The following is a 16877-nucleotide window of genomic DNA, read 5'->3' as shown; positions in this document are numbered from 1 at the left end:
TCGTACCCTGCCCGTAGTCCCCTCACTCGATCGGGTGGACGCGCGCATGGCACGGAACCTCCAGGTGTCCTGGGGAGTCGACCGTCACGAGAAGAGGAGGTGCCGCCCGTGATCGCGAACGTATCGGCGCACCGGCGGGCGAACGCCTTCGCCGAGGCGCTGGAGGCCCTGGAGGCTCTGGAGAGCCGGCACCGGGCGTCCCAGGACACGACCGGGGCGACCGCGACAGCGGCCGCCGCCGAACCGTCCGGCCCGGCGGCGGACAGCCCCGGCCAGCAGCAGCGGCTGGTGGGCCTGGCGCGGCAGCTCGGCGAGCTGCCGGCGCCGACGCTGTCCGCCGACGTCAAAACCACCCAGCGGGCCCAGCTGATCGCCGCCATGGAGGCCGCCTTCGCGGACGGCGCGTCCCACGTCCCCGAGCAGCGCCGCCGCAGCAGCGGCGCCCACCGTGCGAAACCCCCGGTGGCCAGACTCCGGCCCCGCTCCCGCTGGTCCAAGGGGCTCGCGGCCGGGGGGCTCACCGTGGGAGTCGCGGCGGGCGCGTTCGGCGGAGTCGCCGCGGCCAGCTCCGACGCCCTCCCGGGCGACACCCTCTACGGGTTCAAGCGGGGCATGGAGGACCTGAAGCTGGAGATGGCCGACGGCGACGCCGACCGCGGCCGGATCTATCTGGACCAGGCGTCCACCCGGCTGAGCGAGGCGCGCCGGCTGATGGAGCGGACCCGCTCCGGCGACCTCGACCACGACCAGCTCGGCGAGATCCGCCGGACCCTGTCCGGGATGCGCCATGACGCGTCCGAGGGCCACCGGCTGCTGCGCGGGGTGTACAAGCGGGACGGCTCGCTCGGCCCGATGCGGGAGCTGTCCACCTTCGCCACGGCGCACCGCGACGGCTGGAGCCGGTTGCGCGAGCAGCTGCCGGTCCAGCTCATGGACGTCGGCGAGCAGGTCAGCTCGGTCTTCGACGCCATAGACGATGAGGTCGGCCCGCTGCGCTCGCTGCTGCCCACCTCCCGGGAACAGCACGGACAGTCCGGCCAGCCGAGCGGCGAGCTGCCGCCGCGCCCCGGCGCGGTGGAGCCGGAGCGCGGCCAGTCGGCGTCCTCCTCGGCCGCCCCGACCCACAGCCGCCCCGGTGACGCCTCGTCCAAGCCGCGCCCGTCGGCGTCGGCCGCCCCCGAGGAGCAGGGCGGCCTGGTGGGCGGCGCCGGTGGTCTGCTGGAGCCCCCGACCGGCGCGGCGACGCCGAGCCCGTCCGCGGGCAAGGGGGAGACGGGCGGCGGCAAGCCGTCCCAGCCGGACATCACCATCCCGCCGCTGCTGCCCGACCTGCTGCCGGGGCTCGATCTCGACGGCGACGACACGAGGTAATCAGCCTGCCTGTTCGGGTCCGGCGGCCCCGCCGCCGGACCCGCATTCATGGGCTTCGGGTCAGAAGAACTTCGGGTCAGAAGAACACCGAGCGGCGCTGCACCAAGAGCTTGTACAGCGTGTGCTGGATCGTTTCCCTCACCTGATCCGTCAGGTTGAACATCAGCATCGGGTCGTCCGCGGCCTCCGGCGGGTGCCCGTCCGTCGGGATGGGCTCACCGAACTGGATCGTCCACTTCGTCGGCAGCGGCACCGCCCCCAGCGGTCCGAGCAGCGGGAACGTCGGCGTGATCGGGAAGTACGGAATCCCCAGCAGCCGGGCGAGCGTCTTCGCGTTCCCGACCATCGGATAGATCTCCTCCGCGCCCACGATCGAGCACGGCACGATCGGCGCCCCGGCGCGCAGCGCCGTCGAGACGAAGCCGCCCCGCCCGAACCGCTGGAGCTTGTACCGGTCCGCGAACGGCTTTCCGATGCCCTTGAATCCCTCCGGCATCACCCCGACGACCTCGCCGCGCTCCAGGAGCAGCTGGGCGTCCTCGGAGCAGGCGAGGGTGTGACCGGCCTTGCGCGCGAGTTCGTTGATGACGGGCAGCACGAAGACCAGATCGGCGGCGAGCAGCCGCAGATGGCGCTGGGCCGGGTGGTTGTCGTGCACCGCGACCTGGAGCATCAGCCCGTCCAGCGGCAGCACCCCGGAGTGGTTGGCGACCACGAGCGCGCCGCCGCTCTCCGGAATGTTCTCGATGCCCTTCACCTCGACCCGGAAGTACTTCTCGTACATCGGGCGGAGCATCGACATCAGCACCTGGTCGGTGAGGTCCTCGTCGTAGCCGAAGTCGTCGACCTCGTACTCGCCGGTGATCCGGCGGCGCAGGAAGCTCAGCCCGTGGGCGAGCTTGCGCTCCCAGTCGCCGCCGCCGGGCGCCCGCTTCGGCGGGTGCGGGGGCGGTGGCGGGGCGGCCGCCGCGGAGGTCTCGGGGCGGTGCTCCAGCTCCTCGTCGCGCTGCTGCGGTACGGGCTTCAGCGGGCCCTGGGACCGGTTCGAACGGCCCGTGCGCAGCCCCTTCCGCCGGGACCGGGGTTCCTCACCGAACGGAATGACCTTGGCATCCGCCATGGTGGTGCGCTCCTCATTTCTGGGCTCCGGCGGGCAGCAGTGCGCCGAGCCGGTCGATGGTACGGGCGAGGGTCTCGGGCGGGAGCAGCCCGGGACCGCGGCTGTGCACATAGTCCGCGAAGGCGCCGGCGGTGGTGTACTCGGGGTCGAATCCCAGCGTCTCGCGCATCTGGGTCGTGGCCACCACCCGGCCGTGGGTGAGCAGCCGGACCTGCTCGGGCGAGAAGTCGGTGATGCCGAGGGACCGCAGCGCGGTGCGGGCCCAGCGCAGGGTCGGCAGCAGCAGCGGCAGGGTGGGGCGGCCGAGGCGGCGGGCGGCCTGGGAGAGCAGCAGCACCCCGTCGCCCGCGATGTTGAACGTGCCGCTGTTGAGCGTGCCGCGGCGCGGCTCGGAGGCGGCGATCCGCAGCACCTCGATGGCGTCCTTCTCGTGGACGAACTGGAGCCGCGGGTCGTAGCCGATGACGGTGGGCAGCACCGGCAGGGCGAAGTACTCGGCGAGCGGGGAGTCCGAGCACGGCCCCAGGATGTTGGCGAAGCGCAGCACGCACACCGCGACGTCGGGGCGGCGCCGGGCGAAGCCGCGTACGTACCCCTCGACCTCGACGGTGTCCTTGGCGAAGCCACCGCTCGGCAGCGACTTGGGCGGGGTGGTCTCGCTGAAGACGGCGGGGTCGCGGGGCGCGGAGCCGTACACGCTGGTGCTGGACTTCACCACCAGCCGCTGGACCGACGGCGCCTTCTGGCAGGCACCGAGCAGCTGCATGGTGCCGATGACGTTGGTTTCCTTGACCGAGGTGCGATTTCCGCGGGCGCCGAGCGGGGTGCCGTTGATGTCCATGTGGACGACGGTGTCGACGCCGAATTCGGCGAGCAGTTTCCCGATCGTGGGGTGGCGGATGTCGGCCCGGACGAAGTCCGCCCCGCCCAGCTGGTGTTCGGGAGCGACCGCGTCCACTCCGATGACCCGGTCGACGTCCGGCTCACGCTGTATGCGCCGTACGAATCGGCCCCCCAGCCGGCGGGCGACTCCGGTGACGAGCACGACCTTTCCCAAGATCAGCGCCTTCCTTCCCACCCTCGTCCGAGCTTTCCGAGCTGGGCTGTGCGGAACACCGTAACCGCTCGATGTTGCGCTGTGATGACCACTCGCCGCGCGGTGCGACGTTTTGAGCCGAGCCCCCGCCGCAAAACACCGCAGCCCTTCCACCATGGGTGGAAGGGCTGCGGGACGAACACAGCGCCGCTGGTCCTACTTCTTGTTACGACGCTGGACGCGCGTGCGCTTGAGCAGCTTGCGGTGCTTCTTCTTCGCCATCCGCTTGCGCCGCTTCTTGATAACAGAGCCCACGACTACCCTCGCTCACTTCGATTCACTCGGTGCGGGGCGTCCGAGCCCACACGACCTACATCGGGCCAGCCTACCCGCCACCGAGCGAACCACGTAATCCGAGGGTCGTCGGCTTAAGCGGACTCCACCCCCACATAGGACTCGCGGAGGTACTCATGCACCGCTTGCTCCGGGACCCGGAAGGACCTGCCCACCCTGATCGCCGGCAGATGACCGCTGTGCACCAATCGGTACACGGTCATCTTGGAGACTCGCATCACCGAGGCGACTTCCGCCACGGTCAGAAACTGAACCTCATTCAGAGGCCGTTCGCCAGCAGCCATGACACACCACCTGAACCTTCCGCACATGTCGGGCACCGGCTTCCCCTCCGGTGACTCCTGCTCGCATGCGCGCTCATCCCCAGGTTAGGGGCGGGTGATGCGAGTGGGGAAGAGGAGTAGCGATCGCACGCCTACTGTGACAGACACGCTCGATTGAGTACATAGCGAGTAAGCGGCCGGTAGTAACCAGACCGCACAGCGTCATCAAGTGGAACGGCGACGGAAACCTGCCCCTCGGCCTCCCCGACGAACAGCGCGGGGTCGTCGGTGTCGCCCAGCCCGATGGCCGCAAACCCCAGTTGACCTGCCCCGCAGACCCATCCGTGGTCCCCGATCACCAGCCCCGGCAGGGGCCCGCCGGACTCCGCGGCACAGGCGAGGGCGACGCGAACCGGGAGGGGCGAATGGCTGTGGGCGCCCGGCTCACTCGCGGTCGGCCGGGCGCCGGGTTCCCGCACCATCGCGACTCCCCGTACGTAGGTGAGCTGGTACGTACGTACGCCAAACCGAGTCGTTATGTCGACACATCTACCCTTCGCAGGGGTGAGGATCCGGCATCCGGCCGCCGAGAGGGCCGCCGCCAACGCGGCGTAGAAACCCAGGAGACGGTGGGGGTGGCCGGTGCCCAGGAGCACCGGCGCCCGGGTCTCGGCGGCCACCCGGAGCCGGTCCGCGAAGGTCTGGAGGGCGGCGATCGTACGCTCCGGGTCGATCACATCGTGACCCGAGACATCCGCCGGGTTGACCGAAACCCCGCATTTACTCCCCATGAGGCGAAGCAATTCGGTGAAGGACCAGTCGTATTCGGGCTCCAGGCCCAGCAGCACCCGGGGGTCGCGGGCGGCGAAGAGCCGATAGCGGCGCAGGCTCTCCTCCCGGCTGGTGGCCACCGGCCCGGCGAGCCGCGCCGCCAGCAGATGCGCACGCAGCGCGGCGGTACTCAACACCCCACCGATGCTGCTGGATCACCGTCCGCGCCCGAAGGGGAACGCCCCGAGTTCCCACGGTCGGCCTAACACTGGCGTACGAGTGACAGCCGCCGGAGAGCTACGGCAGCAGGCCGTGGTGGGGGAAGACGGCCCGCCGGGTCGCCAGAATCGCCTGGTCCAGGCGGTCCGCCGGGTCGTAGCCGGACTCGGCGAAGTCCTGCCAGCGCGGCTCACGCCCGTCCGTCATCCGCCGCGGCGCCTCCAGCCGGGTCCGCCGGTACACCTCGTGCCGCCACTCCTCCGGCACCTCCGCCTCCGGCGCCACCGGACGCCCCGCCGCGATCGCCACCAGATGCGTCCACGACCGCGGCACCACCTCCACCACCGCGTAGCCGCCGCCCCCGAGGGCGACCCAGCGCCCGTCCGCGTACTCGTGCGCCAGCCGGTGGCAGCTCTCCGCGACCGCACGCTGCGCGTCCACGGTCACGCCCAGGTGCGCGAGCGGGTCCTCGATGTGGGTGTCCGCGCCGTGCTGGGTCACCAGCACCTGCGGGCGGAACGCGGCCAACAGCTCCGGCACCACCGCGTGGTAGGCCCGCAGCCAGCCCGCGTCCCCGGTCCCGGCCGGGAGCGCCACGTTCACCGCCGAGCCCTCGGCGCCCTGGCCGCCCGTCTCCTCGGGCCATCCGGTCTGCGGGAAGAGGGTGCGCGGATGCTCGTGCAGCGAGATCGTCAGCACCCGCGGATCGTCCCAGAAGGCCGCCTGCACGCCGTCGCCGTGGTGCACGTCCACGTCCACGTACGCGACCCGCTCGGCACCCAGCTCCAGCAGCCGGGCCACCGCCAGCGCCGCGTCGTTGTACACGCAGAACCCGGCGGCGCCGCCGGGCATGGCGTGGTGCAGCCCGCCCGCGAAGTTCACCGCGTGCAGCGCGTCACCGCGCCAGACGCTCTCCGCCGCGCCCACCGACTGCCCGGCGATCAGCGCCGACGCCTCGTGCATTCCGGCGAACGCCGGGTCGTCCATGGTCCCGAGCCCGTACGAACCGTCCGCGCCCGCCGGATCGGCCGAGGCCCTGCGCACCGCCTCGATGTACTCCTGGCGGTGGACCAGCCGCAGCGTCGAGTCGCCGGCCGCCTTGGCGGCCACCACCTCGACCGCCCGGTCGAGCCCGTACGCCTCCACCAACCTCATGGTCAGCGCGAGCCGGACCGGGTCCATCGGATGCCCGGCACCGAAGTCGTACCCGGTTACTTCCTCATCCCACATCAACTGTGCGCGGCCGCTCATGCCCGTCACCGTATCGGGCTGGTGCAGCCGTGAACGACCTCGCATAGACCAGCGTCACGAGGACGAGCGCCATCGGCACGAGCATCGCCCCGCGGTAGTTCCACGCGCCCCCCAGCGCGCCCACGAGCGGCGAACCGATCAGAAAGCCCACGTAATTGAAAATGTTCAGGCGCGCGATGGCCGCATCCGATGCCCCGGGGAAGAGCCGCCCGGCGGCGGCGAACGTCTGCGGCACCAGGACGCACAGCCCGAGCCCCAGCAGCGTGAACCCGAGCATCCCCACCCAGGCCCCGGGCGCCGCCGCGACCACGGCGAACCCGCCCGCCGCGAGCAGCGCCCCGGCCCGGACAACGGCGGCCGCACCGAAGCGCCGCACCCCGAGGTCACCGAAGGTACGGCCGAGGAGGGTGGTGACCATGTAGACGTTGTACGGCACCGTCGCCAGCTGATCCGAACTGTGCAGCACGTCCTCCAGGTACTTGGCGGACCAGTTGGAGACCGTGGAGTCGCCGATGTAGGCGAAGGTCATGACGAGGCAGAGCGGCAGCAGCAGCTTCATGTTCACGGTGGCGCCCTGCTCCCCGCCGGTGTTCGCTTCGTCCGGGCCGCCCTCGCCGTCCGCGAACCAGCGGCCCGCGATGAACGCCACGGGCACGAGGACCGCCACCAGCGGCGCGTAGAGCGCGACCAGCGGCAGGTCCCAGTGCGCGCCCGCCCAGGCGAGCGACGCCCCGGCGATCCCGCCCAGGCTGTACGCGGCGTGGAAGCCGAGCATGATGCTGCGCCCGTACGCGCGTTGCAGGCTCACCCCGAGCATGTTCATCGACGCGTCGAGCGCCCCGACGGTGAGGCCGAAGACCGCGAGCGCCACGGCGAGCTGCCACACCGCCGTGCCCGACCCCGCGGCGAGCAGGGCGAGCGAGACGACGGGCTGGACCCCGCGCAGCACCCGCCCCGGCCGCACGCGCTTCACGAGGTGTTCGGTGGCGACGCTGCCCACCCCGGCCAGAACGGGCACGGCGGCGAGGAAGAGGGGCAGCAGCCCGTCGGATATCCCGTAGCGGTCCTGGAGCGCGGGTATCCGGGTCACGAGCAGAGCGAAGATCGCGCCCTGGACGAAGAAGCTGATGGCCAGCGAGGCCCGGCCATGCCGCAGCCGCGGGCCCGGGCGCGTATCCGTCATGGCCGAGGAGCGTAGGCCCCCGGTGCTACTTGTGGGTAGAGCTGAGCAGTATTCGCAGTTCGGCCATGTCCGAGAAGTGGGCCAGGGCGCCCGGGAGCCGGTCGGCCGGGGTCATGGCCGTGTAGCCGTACGCGTCCATCCCGGCGGCCACGGCGGCCCGCACTCCGAGCGGGCTGTCCTCGACGACGGCGCACTGCTCAGGGGTGGCACCCATGCGGCTCGCCGCGTGGAGGAAGAGGTCGGGGGCGGGCTTGCCGCGGCCCACGTCCTCGGAGCTGAAGATGCGGTCCTCGCCGAAGTAGTCGTAGAGCCCGGTCTTCCGCAGGGCGACCCGTATGCGCTCATGGCTTCCGGAGGAAGCGACGCAGTACGGGATCCCCTCCGCCCGCAGACCGTTCAGCGTCGCGGCGACCCCGGCAACGGGCTCCAGCTCGCGGCGGAAGGCGTCGAAGACGCGGGAGTGGAAGGTGGTGTCGAAGTCGGCGGGCAGCCGCTGCCCGGTGCGCTCCAGGACGAGGTCGTGGATGCGGTGCATCGCGGATCCCATGTAGTCCCGCAGGGAGTCCTCGTAGCTGGTGGGGTGTCCCAGCTCGGTGAGATAGCCCGCGAGGAGCCGATTGGAGATCGGCTCGCTGTCGACGAGCACTCCGTCGTTGTCGAAGATGACCATGTCATAGCGCATGTCGTGCAGCCTACAAAGACGAAAAGGCCCTGTTGGGAGCTTGAAGCTCCCAACAGGGCCTTTTCTAAAATTTGTTCGGCGGCGTCCTACTCTCCCACAGGGTCCCCCCTGCAGTACCATCGGCGCTGAAAGGCTTAGCTTCCGGGTTCGGAATGTAACCGGGCGTTTCCCTAACGCTGTGACCACCGAAACACTATGAAACAAACAAACCGGATATCGACACAGTTCGTTATTTCAGAACCAACACAGTGGACGCGAGCAACTGAGGACAAGCCCTCGGCCTATTAGTACCAGTCAACTCCACCGGTCACCCGGCTTCCATATCTGGCCTATCAACCCAGTCGTCTACTGGGAGCCTTACCCCATCAAGTGGGTGGGAGCCCTCATCTCGAAGCAGGCTTCCCGCTTAGATGCTTTCAGCGGTTATCCCTCCCGAACGTAGCCAACCAGCCATGCCCTTGGCAGGACAACTGGCACACCAGAGGTTCGTCCGTCCCGGTCCTCTCGTACTAGGGACAGCCCTTCTCAAGACTCCTACGCGCACAGCGGATAGGGACCGAACTGTCTCACGACGTTCTAAACCCAGCTCGCGTACCGCTTTAATGGGCGAACAGCCCAACCCTTGGGACCGACTCCAGCCCCAGGATGCGACGAGCCGACATCGAGGTGCCAAACCATCCCGTCGATATGGACTCTTGGGGAAGATCAGCCTGTTATCCCCGGGGTACCTTTTATCCGTTGAGCGACGGCGCTTCCACAAGCCACCGCCGGATCACTAGTCCCGACTTTCGTCCCTGCTCGACCCGTCGGTCTCACAGTCAAGCTCCCTTGTGCACTTACACTCAACACCTGATTGCCAACCAGGCTGAGGGAACCTTTGGGCGCCTCCGTTACCCTTTAGGAGGCAACCGCCCCAGTTAAACTACCCACCAGACACTGTCCCTGATCCGGATCACGGACCCAGGTTAGACATCCAGCACGACCAGAGTGGTATTTCAACAATGACTCCACCATGACTGGCGTCATGATTTCACAGTCTCCCACCTATCCTACACAAGCCGAACCGAACACCAATATCAAGCTGTAGTAAAGGTCCCGGGGTCTTTCCGTCCTGCTGCGCGAAACGAGCATCTTTACTCGTAATGCAATTTCACCGGGCCTATGGTTGAGACAGTCGAGAAGTCGTTACGCCATTCGTGCAGGTCGGAACTTACCCGACAAGGAATTTCGCTACCTTAGGATGGTTATAGTTACCACCGCCGTTTACTGGCGCTTAAGTTCTCAGCTTCGCCCCACCGAAATGGAGCTAACCGGTCCCCTTAACGTTCCAGCACCGGGCAGGCGTCAGTCCGTATACATCGCCTTACGGCTTCGCACGGACCTGTGTTTTTAGTAAACAGTCGCTTCTCGCTGGTCTCTGCGGCCACCACCAGCTCACACTGCAAGAGTGATCACCAGCAATGGCCCCCCTTCTCCCGAAGTTACGGGGGCATTTTGCCGAGTTCCTTAACCATAGTTCACCCGAACGCCTCGGTATTCTCTACCTGACCACCTGAGTCGGTTTAGGGTACGGGCCGCCATGAAACTCGCTAGAGGCTTTTCTCGACAGCATAGGATCATCCACTTCACCACAATCGGCTCGGCATCAGGTCTCACCCTTAACGAGGAACGGATTTACCTACTCCTCGGGCTACACCCTTACCCCGGGACAACCACCGCCCGGGCTGGACTACCTTCCTGCGTCACCCCATCACTTACCTACTACCACCTTGGATCAGCGGCTCCACCACTCCCCTCAACTCCGAAGAGATCAGGGCGGCTTCACGGCCTTAGCATCAGAGGATTCGATATTGGGCGCTTCAAAGCGGGTACCGGAATATCAACCGGTTGTCCATCGACTACGCCTGTCGGCCTCGCCTTAGGTCCCGACTTACCCTGGGCAGATCAGCTTGACCCAGGAACCCTTAGTCAATCGGCGCACACGTTTCCCACGTGTGTATCGCTACTCATGCCTGCATTCTCACTCGTGAACCGTCCACAACTACCTTCCGGCGCTGCTTCACCCGGCACACGACGCTCCCCTACCCACCACAGCCCTCGTTGGAGGTATTGCTGTAGTGACACGACTTCGGCGGTACGCTTGAGCCCCGCTACATTGTCGGCGCGGAATCACTTGACCAGTGAGCTATTACGCACTCTTTCAAGGATGGCTGCTTCTAAGCCAACCTCCTGGTTGTCTCTGCGACTCCACATCCTTTCCCACTTAGCATACGCTTAGGGGCCTTAGTCGATGCTCTGGGCTGTTTCCCTCTCGACCATGGAGCTTATCCCCCACAGTCTCACTGCCGCGCTCTCACTTACCGGCATTCGGAGTTTGGCTAAGGTCAGTAACCCGGTAGGGCCCATCGCCTATCCAGTGCTCTACCTCCAGTAAGAAACACACGACGCTGCACCTAAATGCATTTCGGGGAGAACCAGCTATCACGGAGTTTGATTGGCCTTTCACCCTAACCACAGGTCATCCCCCAGGTTTTCAACCCTGGTGGGTTCGGTCCTCCACGAAGTCTTACCTCCGCTTCAACCTGCCCATGGCTAGATCACTCCGCTTCGGGTCTTGAGCGCGCTACTAAACCGCCCTATTCGGACTCGCTTTCGCTACGGCTTCCCCACACGGGTTAACCTCGCAACACACCGCAAACTCGCAGGCTCATTCTTCAAAAGGCACGCAGTCACGACGCAGAGACAAGTCTCTGCGCGACGCTCCCACGGCTTGTAGGCACACGGTTTCAGGTACTATTTCACTCCGCTCCCGCGGTACTTTTCACCATTCCCTCACGGTACTATCCGCTATCGGTCACCAGGGAATATTTAGGCTTAGCGGGTGGTCCCGCCAGATTCACACGGGATTTCTCGGGCCCCGTGCTACTTGGGAAATACGCAAGAGAGCCGTACAGATTTCAGCTACGGGGGTCTTACCCTCTACGCCGGGCCTTTCGCATGCCCTTCGCCTATCCATACGGTTTCTGACTCTCCGACCGGCCGGCAGACCGATCCAGCACACTCCCACAACCCCGCATGCGCAACCCCTGCCGGGTATCACACACATACGGTTTAGCCTCATCCAGTTTCGCTCGCCACTACTCCCGGAATCACGGTTGTTTTCTCTTCCTGCGGGTACTGAGATGTTTCACTTCCCCGCGTTCCCTCCACACTGCCTATGTGTTCAGCAGCGGGTGACAGCCCATGACGACTGCCGGGTTTCCCCATTCGGACACCCCCGGATCAAAGCTCGGTTGACAGCTCCCCGGGGCCTATCGCGGCCTCCCACGTCCTTCATCGGTTCCTGGTGCCAAGGCATCCACCGTGCGCCCTTAAAAACTTGGCCACAGATGCTCGCGTCCACTGTGCAGTTCTCAAACAACGACCAGTCGCCCACAGACTTCATGGACTCCGGCCTCCGAGGGGTCATTCCCTCAGACACCCAACAGCGTGCCCGGCAGATCTTCCTCACCACGGTCCCGTTCCACGCCCCGAAGGGGCAGTACTGAAGACGGCAGCTCAGCCGATCCACCGAATAGTCAACGTTCCACCCATGAGCAACCGTGCAAGTCATTCGCTCGCAGTCGGCTATGTGCTCCTTAGAAAGGAGGTGATCCAGCCGCACCTTCCGGTACGGCTACCTTGTTACGACTTCGTCCCAATCGCCAGTCCCACCTTCGACGATTCCCTCCCACAAGGGGTTGGGCCACCGGCTTCGGGTGTTACCGACTTTCGTGACGTGACGGGCGGTGTGTACAAGGCCCGGGAACGTATTCACCGCAGCAATGCTGATCTGCGATTACTAGCGACTCCGACTTCATGGGGTCGAGTTGCAGACCCCAATCCGAACTGAGACCGGCTTTTTGAGATTCGCTCCACCTCACGGCTTCGCAGCTCATTGTACCGGCCATTGTAGCACGTGTGCAGCCCAAGACATAAGGGGCATGATGACTTGACGTCGTCCCCACCTTCCTCCGAGTTGACCCCGGCAGTCTCCTGTGAGTCCCCATCACCCCGAAGGGCATGCTGGCAACACAGAACAAGGGTTGCGCTCGTTGCGGGACTTAACCCAACATCTCACGACACGAGCTGACGACAGCCATGCACCACCTGTACACCGACCACAAGGGGGCGCCTGTCTCCAGACGTTTCCGGTGTATGTCAAGCCTTGGTAAGGTTCTTCGCGTTGCGTCGAATTAAGCCACATGCTCCGCCGCTTGTGCGGGCCCCCGTCAATTCCTTTGAGTTTTAGCCTTGCGGCCGTACTCCCCAGGCGGGGAACTTAATGCGTTAGCTGCGGCACGGACAACGTGGAATGTCGCCCACACCTAGTTCCCAACGTTTACGGCGTGGACTACCAGGGTATCTAATCCTGTTCGCTCCCCACGCTTTCGCTCCTCAGCGTCAGTATCGGCCCAGAGATCCGCCTTCGCCACCGGTGTTCCTCCTGATATCTGCGCATTTCACCGCTACACCAGGAATTCCGATCTCCCCTACCGAACTCTAGCCTGCCCGTATCGAATGCAGACCCGGGGTTAAGCCCCGGGCTTTCACATCCGACGCGACAAGCCGCCTACGAGCTCTTTACGCCCAATAATTCCGGACAACGCTTGCGCCCTACGTATTACCGCGGCTGCTGGCACGTAGTTAGCCGGCGCTTCTTCTGCAGGTACCGTCACTTTCGCTTCTTCCCTGCTGAAAGAGGTTTACAACCCGAAGGCCGTCATCCCTCACGCGGCGTCGCTGCATCAGGCTTGCGCCCATTGTGCAATATTCCCCACTGCTGCCTCCCGTAGGAGTCTGGGCCGTGTCTCAGTCCCAGTGTGGCCGGTCGCCCTCTCAGGCCGGCTACCCGTCGTCGCCTTGGTAGGCCATCACCCCACCAACAAGCTGATAGGCCGCGGGCTCATCCTGCACCGCCGGAGCTTTCCACACACAGACCATGCGGTCGTGTGTCGTATCCGGTATTAGACCCCGTTTCCAGGGCTTGTCCCAGAGTGCAGGGCAGATTGCCCACGTGTTACTCACCCGTTCGCCACTAATCCCCCACCGAAGCGGGTTCATCGTTCGACTTGCATGTGTTAAGCACGCCGCCAGCGTTCGTCCTGAGCCAGGATCAAACTCTCCGTGAATGCTTCCAGGTAATCCTGGTGAACACCACGAGAGCGGAACCACCGGAGGAATAATCCGATGGTTCACAGCGTCCTCGCTGTGTTTTTTCTTCAAAGGAACCTCGACCACATCGATGATGCGGACGGGGTATCAACATATCTGGCGTTGACTTTTGGCACGCTGTTGAGTTCTCAAGGAACGGACGCTTCCTTTGAAACCGTATCACCGGTTTCTCCGGGCTCTTCCCTCCGGCCTTTCGGCCTTTCGTGTTTCCAACCTTACCAGATCCGTTTTCCGTTCCGTTTCCGGTCCGAATTCCGTTTCCGGCCCCCTGTTGGAGCGGGGTGTTTCGCGCCTTCCGGCGTGTCCACCACTTTAGCGGATTCCCCCGGATGCTCATAATCCAGCTTTTCGGTCCGGATTTCGGCATGCCGAAGTCGTTCCCGATTGGGGGCCGTGCAGAGTGGTTTGCCGCCGGTGCGGCTCGAGTGGCTGTCCCGTTTCCCTGCGGGCTCCGTGACAACTCGAAGAACACTACACGACGCCCCGACGGCCTTCAAACCCGTGCCGGGGCGCCCCCGTGGGCGTAGTCTCAGTGGCATGACGAAGCATGCGCACATCGCCCAGTGGTGGCCCGCCTGACGGCGGCCGCCCCCAGCGCATGCACTTCCACGGCCGCCGCTCCGGCGGCCGTTTCCGTATCTGCTCCCTCTCGCGGAGTCGGCCGTCCGGTCCGGTGGTCCCGAGACAGCGGGAGAGAGCACACCCATGGCACACACCACGACGGCACGTCCCCGGATCTTCAGCGGGGTCAAGCCGACCGGGCATCTGACCCTCGGCAACTACCTCGGCGCCCTGCGCCGGTGGGTCGAGGAGGACCAGTACCGGGCCGACGCGTTGTTCTGCGTCGTCGATCTGCACGCGCTGACCGTTGAGCACGATCCGGCGCGGGTGCGACGGCTGACCCGGCAGGCGGCCACGCTGTTCCTGGCGGCCGGTCTGGATCCGGCGCACTGCACGCTGTTCGTCCAGAGTCATGTGGACGAACACGCGCGCCTCTCCTATTTGATGGAGTGCACGGCCGCGGACGGCGAGATGCGGCGGATGATCCAGTACAAGGAGAAGGTCGCCCGGGAGTCGGCGCGGGGCAGGAGCGTACGGCTGTCGCTGCTCACCTATCCGGCGCTGATGGCGGCCGACATCCTGGCGTACGGGACGAACGAGGTGCCGGTCGGCGACGACCAGACGCAGCACGTGGAGCTGACCCGGGATCTGGCGCGGCGGTTCAACCAGCGGTACGGGCCGGTCTTCACCGTGCCGCGGGCGACGCCGCCGCCGGTGGCCGCGCGGGTGATGGACCTTCAGGATCCGCTGTCGAAGATGGGGAAGTCGCACGCCGAGGGCCGGGGCATCGTCTATCTGCTGGACGAGACGGATGTCGTGCGCAAGAAGATCATGCGGGCGGTCACGGACAGCGGCAGCGATGTCCGCTACGACCGGGAGGAGCGGCCCGGGGTGTCGAACCTGCTGGATGTGCTCGCGGCGTGCACCGGGGGCAAGCCGGAGGTGCTGGCCGAGGAGTACACCTCGTACGGGGCGCTGAAGGGCGCGGTGGCCGAGGCGGTGGTGGAGGTGCTGCGGCCGCTGCGGGCCCGGCACGCCGAGTTGAGCGCGGATCCGGGGTACGTGGACGGGGTGCTGCGGGCCGGGGCCGAGCGCGCCCGGGCGCTGGCCCGGCCGCGGGTCGACGCCGCCTATGCGGCGGTGGGGCTGCTGCCGCCGGCCTGAGCCGGAGCCTTCGGGCCCCGGCTCAGGCACCAGGGCCCCGCGGGGTCAGCCGTTGCCGGAGGCCAGCTCGCGGCTGCGGTCGCGGGCCGCCTCCAGGGCGGCGATCAGGGCGGCGCGTACGCCGTGGCTCTCCAGTTCGCGGATGGCGCTGATGGTGGTGCCCGCGGGGGAGGTCACGGCCTCGCGCAGCGCGACCGGGTGCTGGCCGCTGTCGCGCAGCATCGTCGCGGCGCCGATCGCCGCCTGGACGATCAGGTCGTGGGCCTTGTCGCGGGGCAACCCGAGCAGGATTCCGGCGTCCGTCATGGCCTCGACGAGAAAGTAGAAGTACGCGGGACCGGAGCCGGAGAGGGCGGTCGCGGCGTCCTGCTGGCTCTCCGGGACGCGGAGCGTCTTGCCGACGCCGCCGAAGATCGCCTCGGCGTGGACGAGGTGCTCCTCGGCGGCGTGGCTGCCCGCCGAGATGACGGACATGGCCTCGTCGACGAGGGCGGGGGTGTTGGTCATGACGCGCACCACGGGGGTGCCGACGGCCAGGCGCGCCTCGAAGAAGGAGGTGGGGATGCCCGCGGCGCCGGAGATGACCAGCCGGTCGGCGGGCACGTGCGGGGCCAGCTCGTCCAGCAGCGTGCTCATGTCCTGCGGCTTGACGGTGAGGATGAGGGTGTCGGCGGCCTTGGCGGCCTCGGCGTTGGTGACGGCCTCGACGCCGTAGCGAGACCGCAGCTCCTGGGCGCGCTCCGGGCGGCGGGCGGTGACCAGCAGATTGGTCGGTTTCCAGCCACCGCGGATCATCCCGCTGAGCAGGGCTTCGCCGATCTTTCCCGTGCCGAGTACGGCGACCGTCTCCGTCATAGTGCGGCTCACCTCGTGCGTTGCTGCAATGGATGGACGTCTCTCATCCTCGCACCGGGGGCCGGGCGACGCGCCGTACATTATTCATCGTTCGATGAATAATATTTTTCATGACGCGCCTCGGCGGCCCGGCGTGACCCAATCACCTGCGAGCGCGGGCGTCCGCCGGGGTGACCGGAAGGAATCCGTCCTGTTCGACGCCTCTCTATTCACAAGTTGGTTACATATCGACTTGCAAATGGTCACGGGCTTCTGGACACAATGGAGTTGAGTGTCGATACGTACAGGAGGGAGGCGATGGTGAGGACGGTCCGGCATACCGCCCGTGGACTGCTAGCCGTGGTATCCGTACTGCTCGCCCTCTTCATCGCCGCGGACAGTTCGTCCGCACAGGTCACCCATCCTGAAACGATCAGCTCGACCGCGTCCGCCGACCCCAAGCCGATCATCAAGGCGCTCTCCACCCACCATGACAGCGGGGTGGAGGACTGCAAGGGGCTCCGCAACGGACGGGTACCGCTGACCGCACCCACACCGAGCGGCAAATACGGATGTGTGTGCGGATGCGACGCGGGTGTGCGGATGCCGCGCACCGCGATCAACTCATCCCTGACGGGACGACAGGCCGTACCGATCTCGAGATCGGGCGAGTTGCCCGTCGTTCACCAGATTTTCCGCTGCTGAGGGCTGCACCGTCATATGCCGAAGGCTCATGACGGCTCATGACGGCTCATTCTGTGCGCTCTCGCACGTCACGTTTCACGCTTCCTCACGCTCCGTGTGAGCAAGCGAGCTTCACCGCCAGCGACCGATTCGATCGATCCCACTGACGA

The 16877-nt window shown here is 66.4% G+C and carries 12 protein-coding genes and 3 rRNA genes; 3 read left to right on the top strand and 12 right to left on the bottom strand.

Translation table 11 applies throughout. The features are described from left to right. Window positions 1-108 precede the first annotated feature (108 nt). Window positions 109-1371 carry a DUF5667 domain-containing protein gene (locus HYQ63_RS24050; RefSeq protein WP_179935812.1) on the top strand — a complete coding sequence of 421 codons (1263 nt, stop codon included), beginning with the start codon at window positions 109-111 and terminating at the stop codon, window positions 1369-1371. 76 nt (window positions 1372-1447) lie between these two features. Here the strand turns inward: HYQ63_RS24050 and HYQ63_RS24045 are convergent, their stop codons facing one another. From HYQ63_RS24045 to HYQ63_RS23995, 11 genes are all read right to left on the bottom strand, one after another. Further along, window positions 1448-2491 carry a lysophospholipid acyltransferase family protein gene (locus HYQ63_RS24045; protein ID WP_179935811.1) on the bottom strand — a complete coding sequence of 348 codons (1044 nt, stop codon included), beginning with the start codon at window positions 2489-2491 and terminating at the stop codon, window positions 1448-1450. 13 nt (window positions 2492-2504) lie between these two features. Then, entirely contained in the window at window positions 2505-3548 is a 1044-nt protein-coding gene (locus HYQ63_RS24040; protein WP_179935810.1) for an NAD-dependent epimerase/dehydratase family protein, read from the bottom strand. 195 nt (window positions 3549-3743) lie between these two features. Beyond that, complete coding sequence (locus tag HYQ63_RS24035; RefSeq protein WP_003948845.1) at window positions 3744-3842, bottom strand: 30S ribosomal protein bS22; 99 nt, start codon at window positions 3840-3842, stop codon at window positions 3744-3746. A gap of 113 nt (window positions 3843-3955) precedes the next feature. Further along, the gene (locus tag HYQ63_RS24030; RefSeq protein ID WP_014053989.1) at window positions 3956-4165 is read right to left on the bottom strand and encodes a helix-turn-helix domain-containing protein; all 210 of its coding nucleotides are present in this window, start codon (window positions 4163-4165) and stop codon (window positions 3956-3958) included. A 131-nt stretch (window positions 4166-4296) separates the two neighbouring features. After that, window positions 4297-5112 (bottom strand): phosphatase, encoded by an 816-nt coding sequence (locus tag HYQ63_RS24025; RefSeq protein WP_179935809.1) that lies wholly within the window; start codon window positions 5110-5112, stop codon window positions 4297-4299. Between the two features lie 100 nt (window positions 5113-5212). Continuing rightward, complete coding sequence (locus tag HYQ63_RS24020) at window positions 5213-6385, bottom strand: acetoin utilization protein AcuC (RefSeq protein ID WP_179935808.1); 1173 nt, start codon at window positions 6383-6385, stop codon at window positions 5213-5215. Continuing rightward, window positions 6354-7568 carry an MFS transporter gene (locus tag HYQ63_RS24015; RefSeq protein ID WP_179935807.1) on the bottom strand — a complete coding sequence of 405 codons (1215 nt, stop codon included), beginning with the start codon at window positions 7566-7568 and terminating at the stop codon, window positions 6354-6356. The genes HYQ63_RS24020 and HYQ63_RS24015 overlap by 32 nt, the downstream gene beginning before the upstream one ends. 25 nt (window positions 7569-7593) lie before the next feature. Next, the gene (locus tag HYQ63_RS24010; RefSeq protein WP_179935806.1) at window positions 7594-8250 is read right to left on the bottom strand and encodes an HAD family phosphatase; all 657 of its coding nucleotides are present in this window, start codon (window positions 8248-8250) and stop codon (window positions 7594-7596) included. A gap of 73 nt (window positions 8251-8323) precedes the next feature. Continuing rightward, window positions 8324-8440, bottom strand: a 5S ribosomal RNA gene (rrf, locus tag HYQ63_RS24005). Window positions 8441-8514: 74 nt separating this feature from the next. Continuing rightward, window positions 8515-11635 (bottom strand): 23S ribosomal RNA (locus HYQ63_RS24000). A gap of 257 nt (window positions 11636-11892) precedes the next feature. Further along, window positions 11893-13421: ribosomal RNA gene (locus HYQ63_RS23995) — 16S ribosomal RNA — on the bottom strand. Together the 16S, 23S and 5S rRNA genes form the textbook arrangement of a ribosomal RNA operon. A gap of 748 nt (window positions 13422-14169) precedes the next feature. Between HYQ63_RS23995 and trpS the strand changes: the two genes are divergently transcribed. Further along, window positions 14170-15189 carry a tryptophan--tRNA ligase gene (trpS, locus tag HYQ63_RS23990; protein ID WP_009716046.1) on the top strand — a complete coding sequence of 340 codons (1020 nt, stop codon included), beginning with the start codon at window positions 14170-14172 and terminating at the stop codon, window positions 15187-15189. Between the two features lie 45 nt (window positions 15190-15234). Here trpS and proC read toward each other — a convergent pair whose 3' ends face one another. Beyond that, window positions 15235-16044, bottom strand: a complete 810-nt coding sequence (gene proC, locus HYQ63_RS23985; RefSeq protein WP_179935805.1) for a pyrroline-5-carboxylate reductase — start codon at window positions 16042-16044, stop codon at window positions 15235-15237. A gap of 339 nt (window positions 16045-16383) precedes the next feature. Here proC and HYQ63_RS23980 point away from each other — a divergent pair, with 339 nt between their 5' ends. Beyond that, the gene (locus HYQ63_RS23980; protein WP_257232048.1) at window positions 16384-16728 is read left to right on the top strand and encodes a hypothetical protein; all 345 of its coding nucleotides are present in this window, start codon (window positions 16384-16386) and stop codon (window positions 16726-16728) included. Window positions 16729-16877 lie beyond the last annotated feature (149 nt).

It is taken from the genome of Streptomyces sp. Rer75 (genome assembly GCF_013414305.1).
Taxonomy (GTDB): domain Bacteria; phylum Actinomycetota; class Actinomycetes; order Streptomycetales; family Streptomycetaceae; genus Streptomyces; species Streptomyces himastatinicus.
The sequence above is the reverse complement of the archived record's forward strand: the minus strand, read 5'-3'. Positions and strand labels throughout refer to the sequence as shown.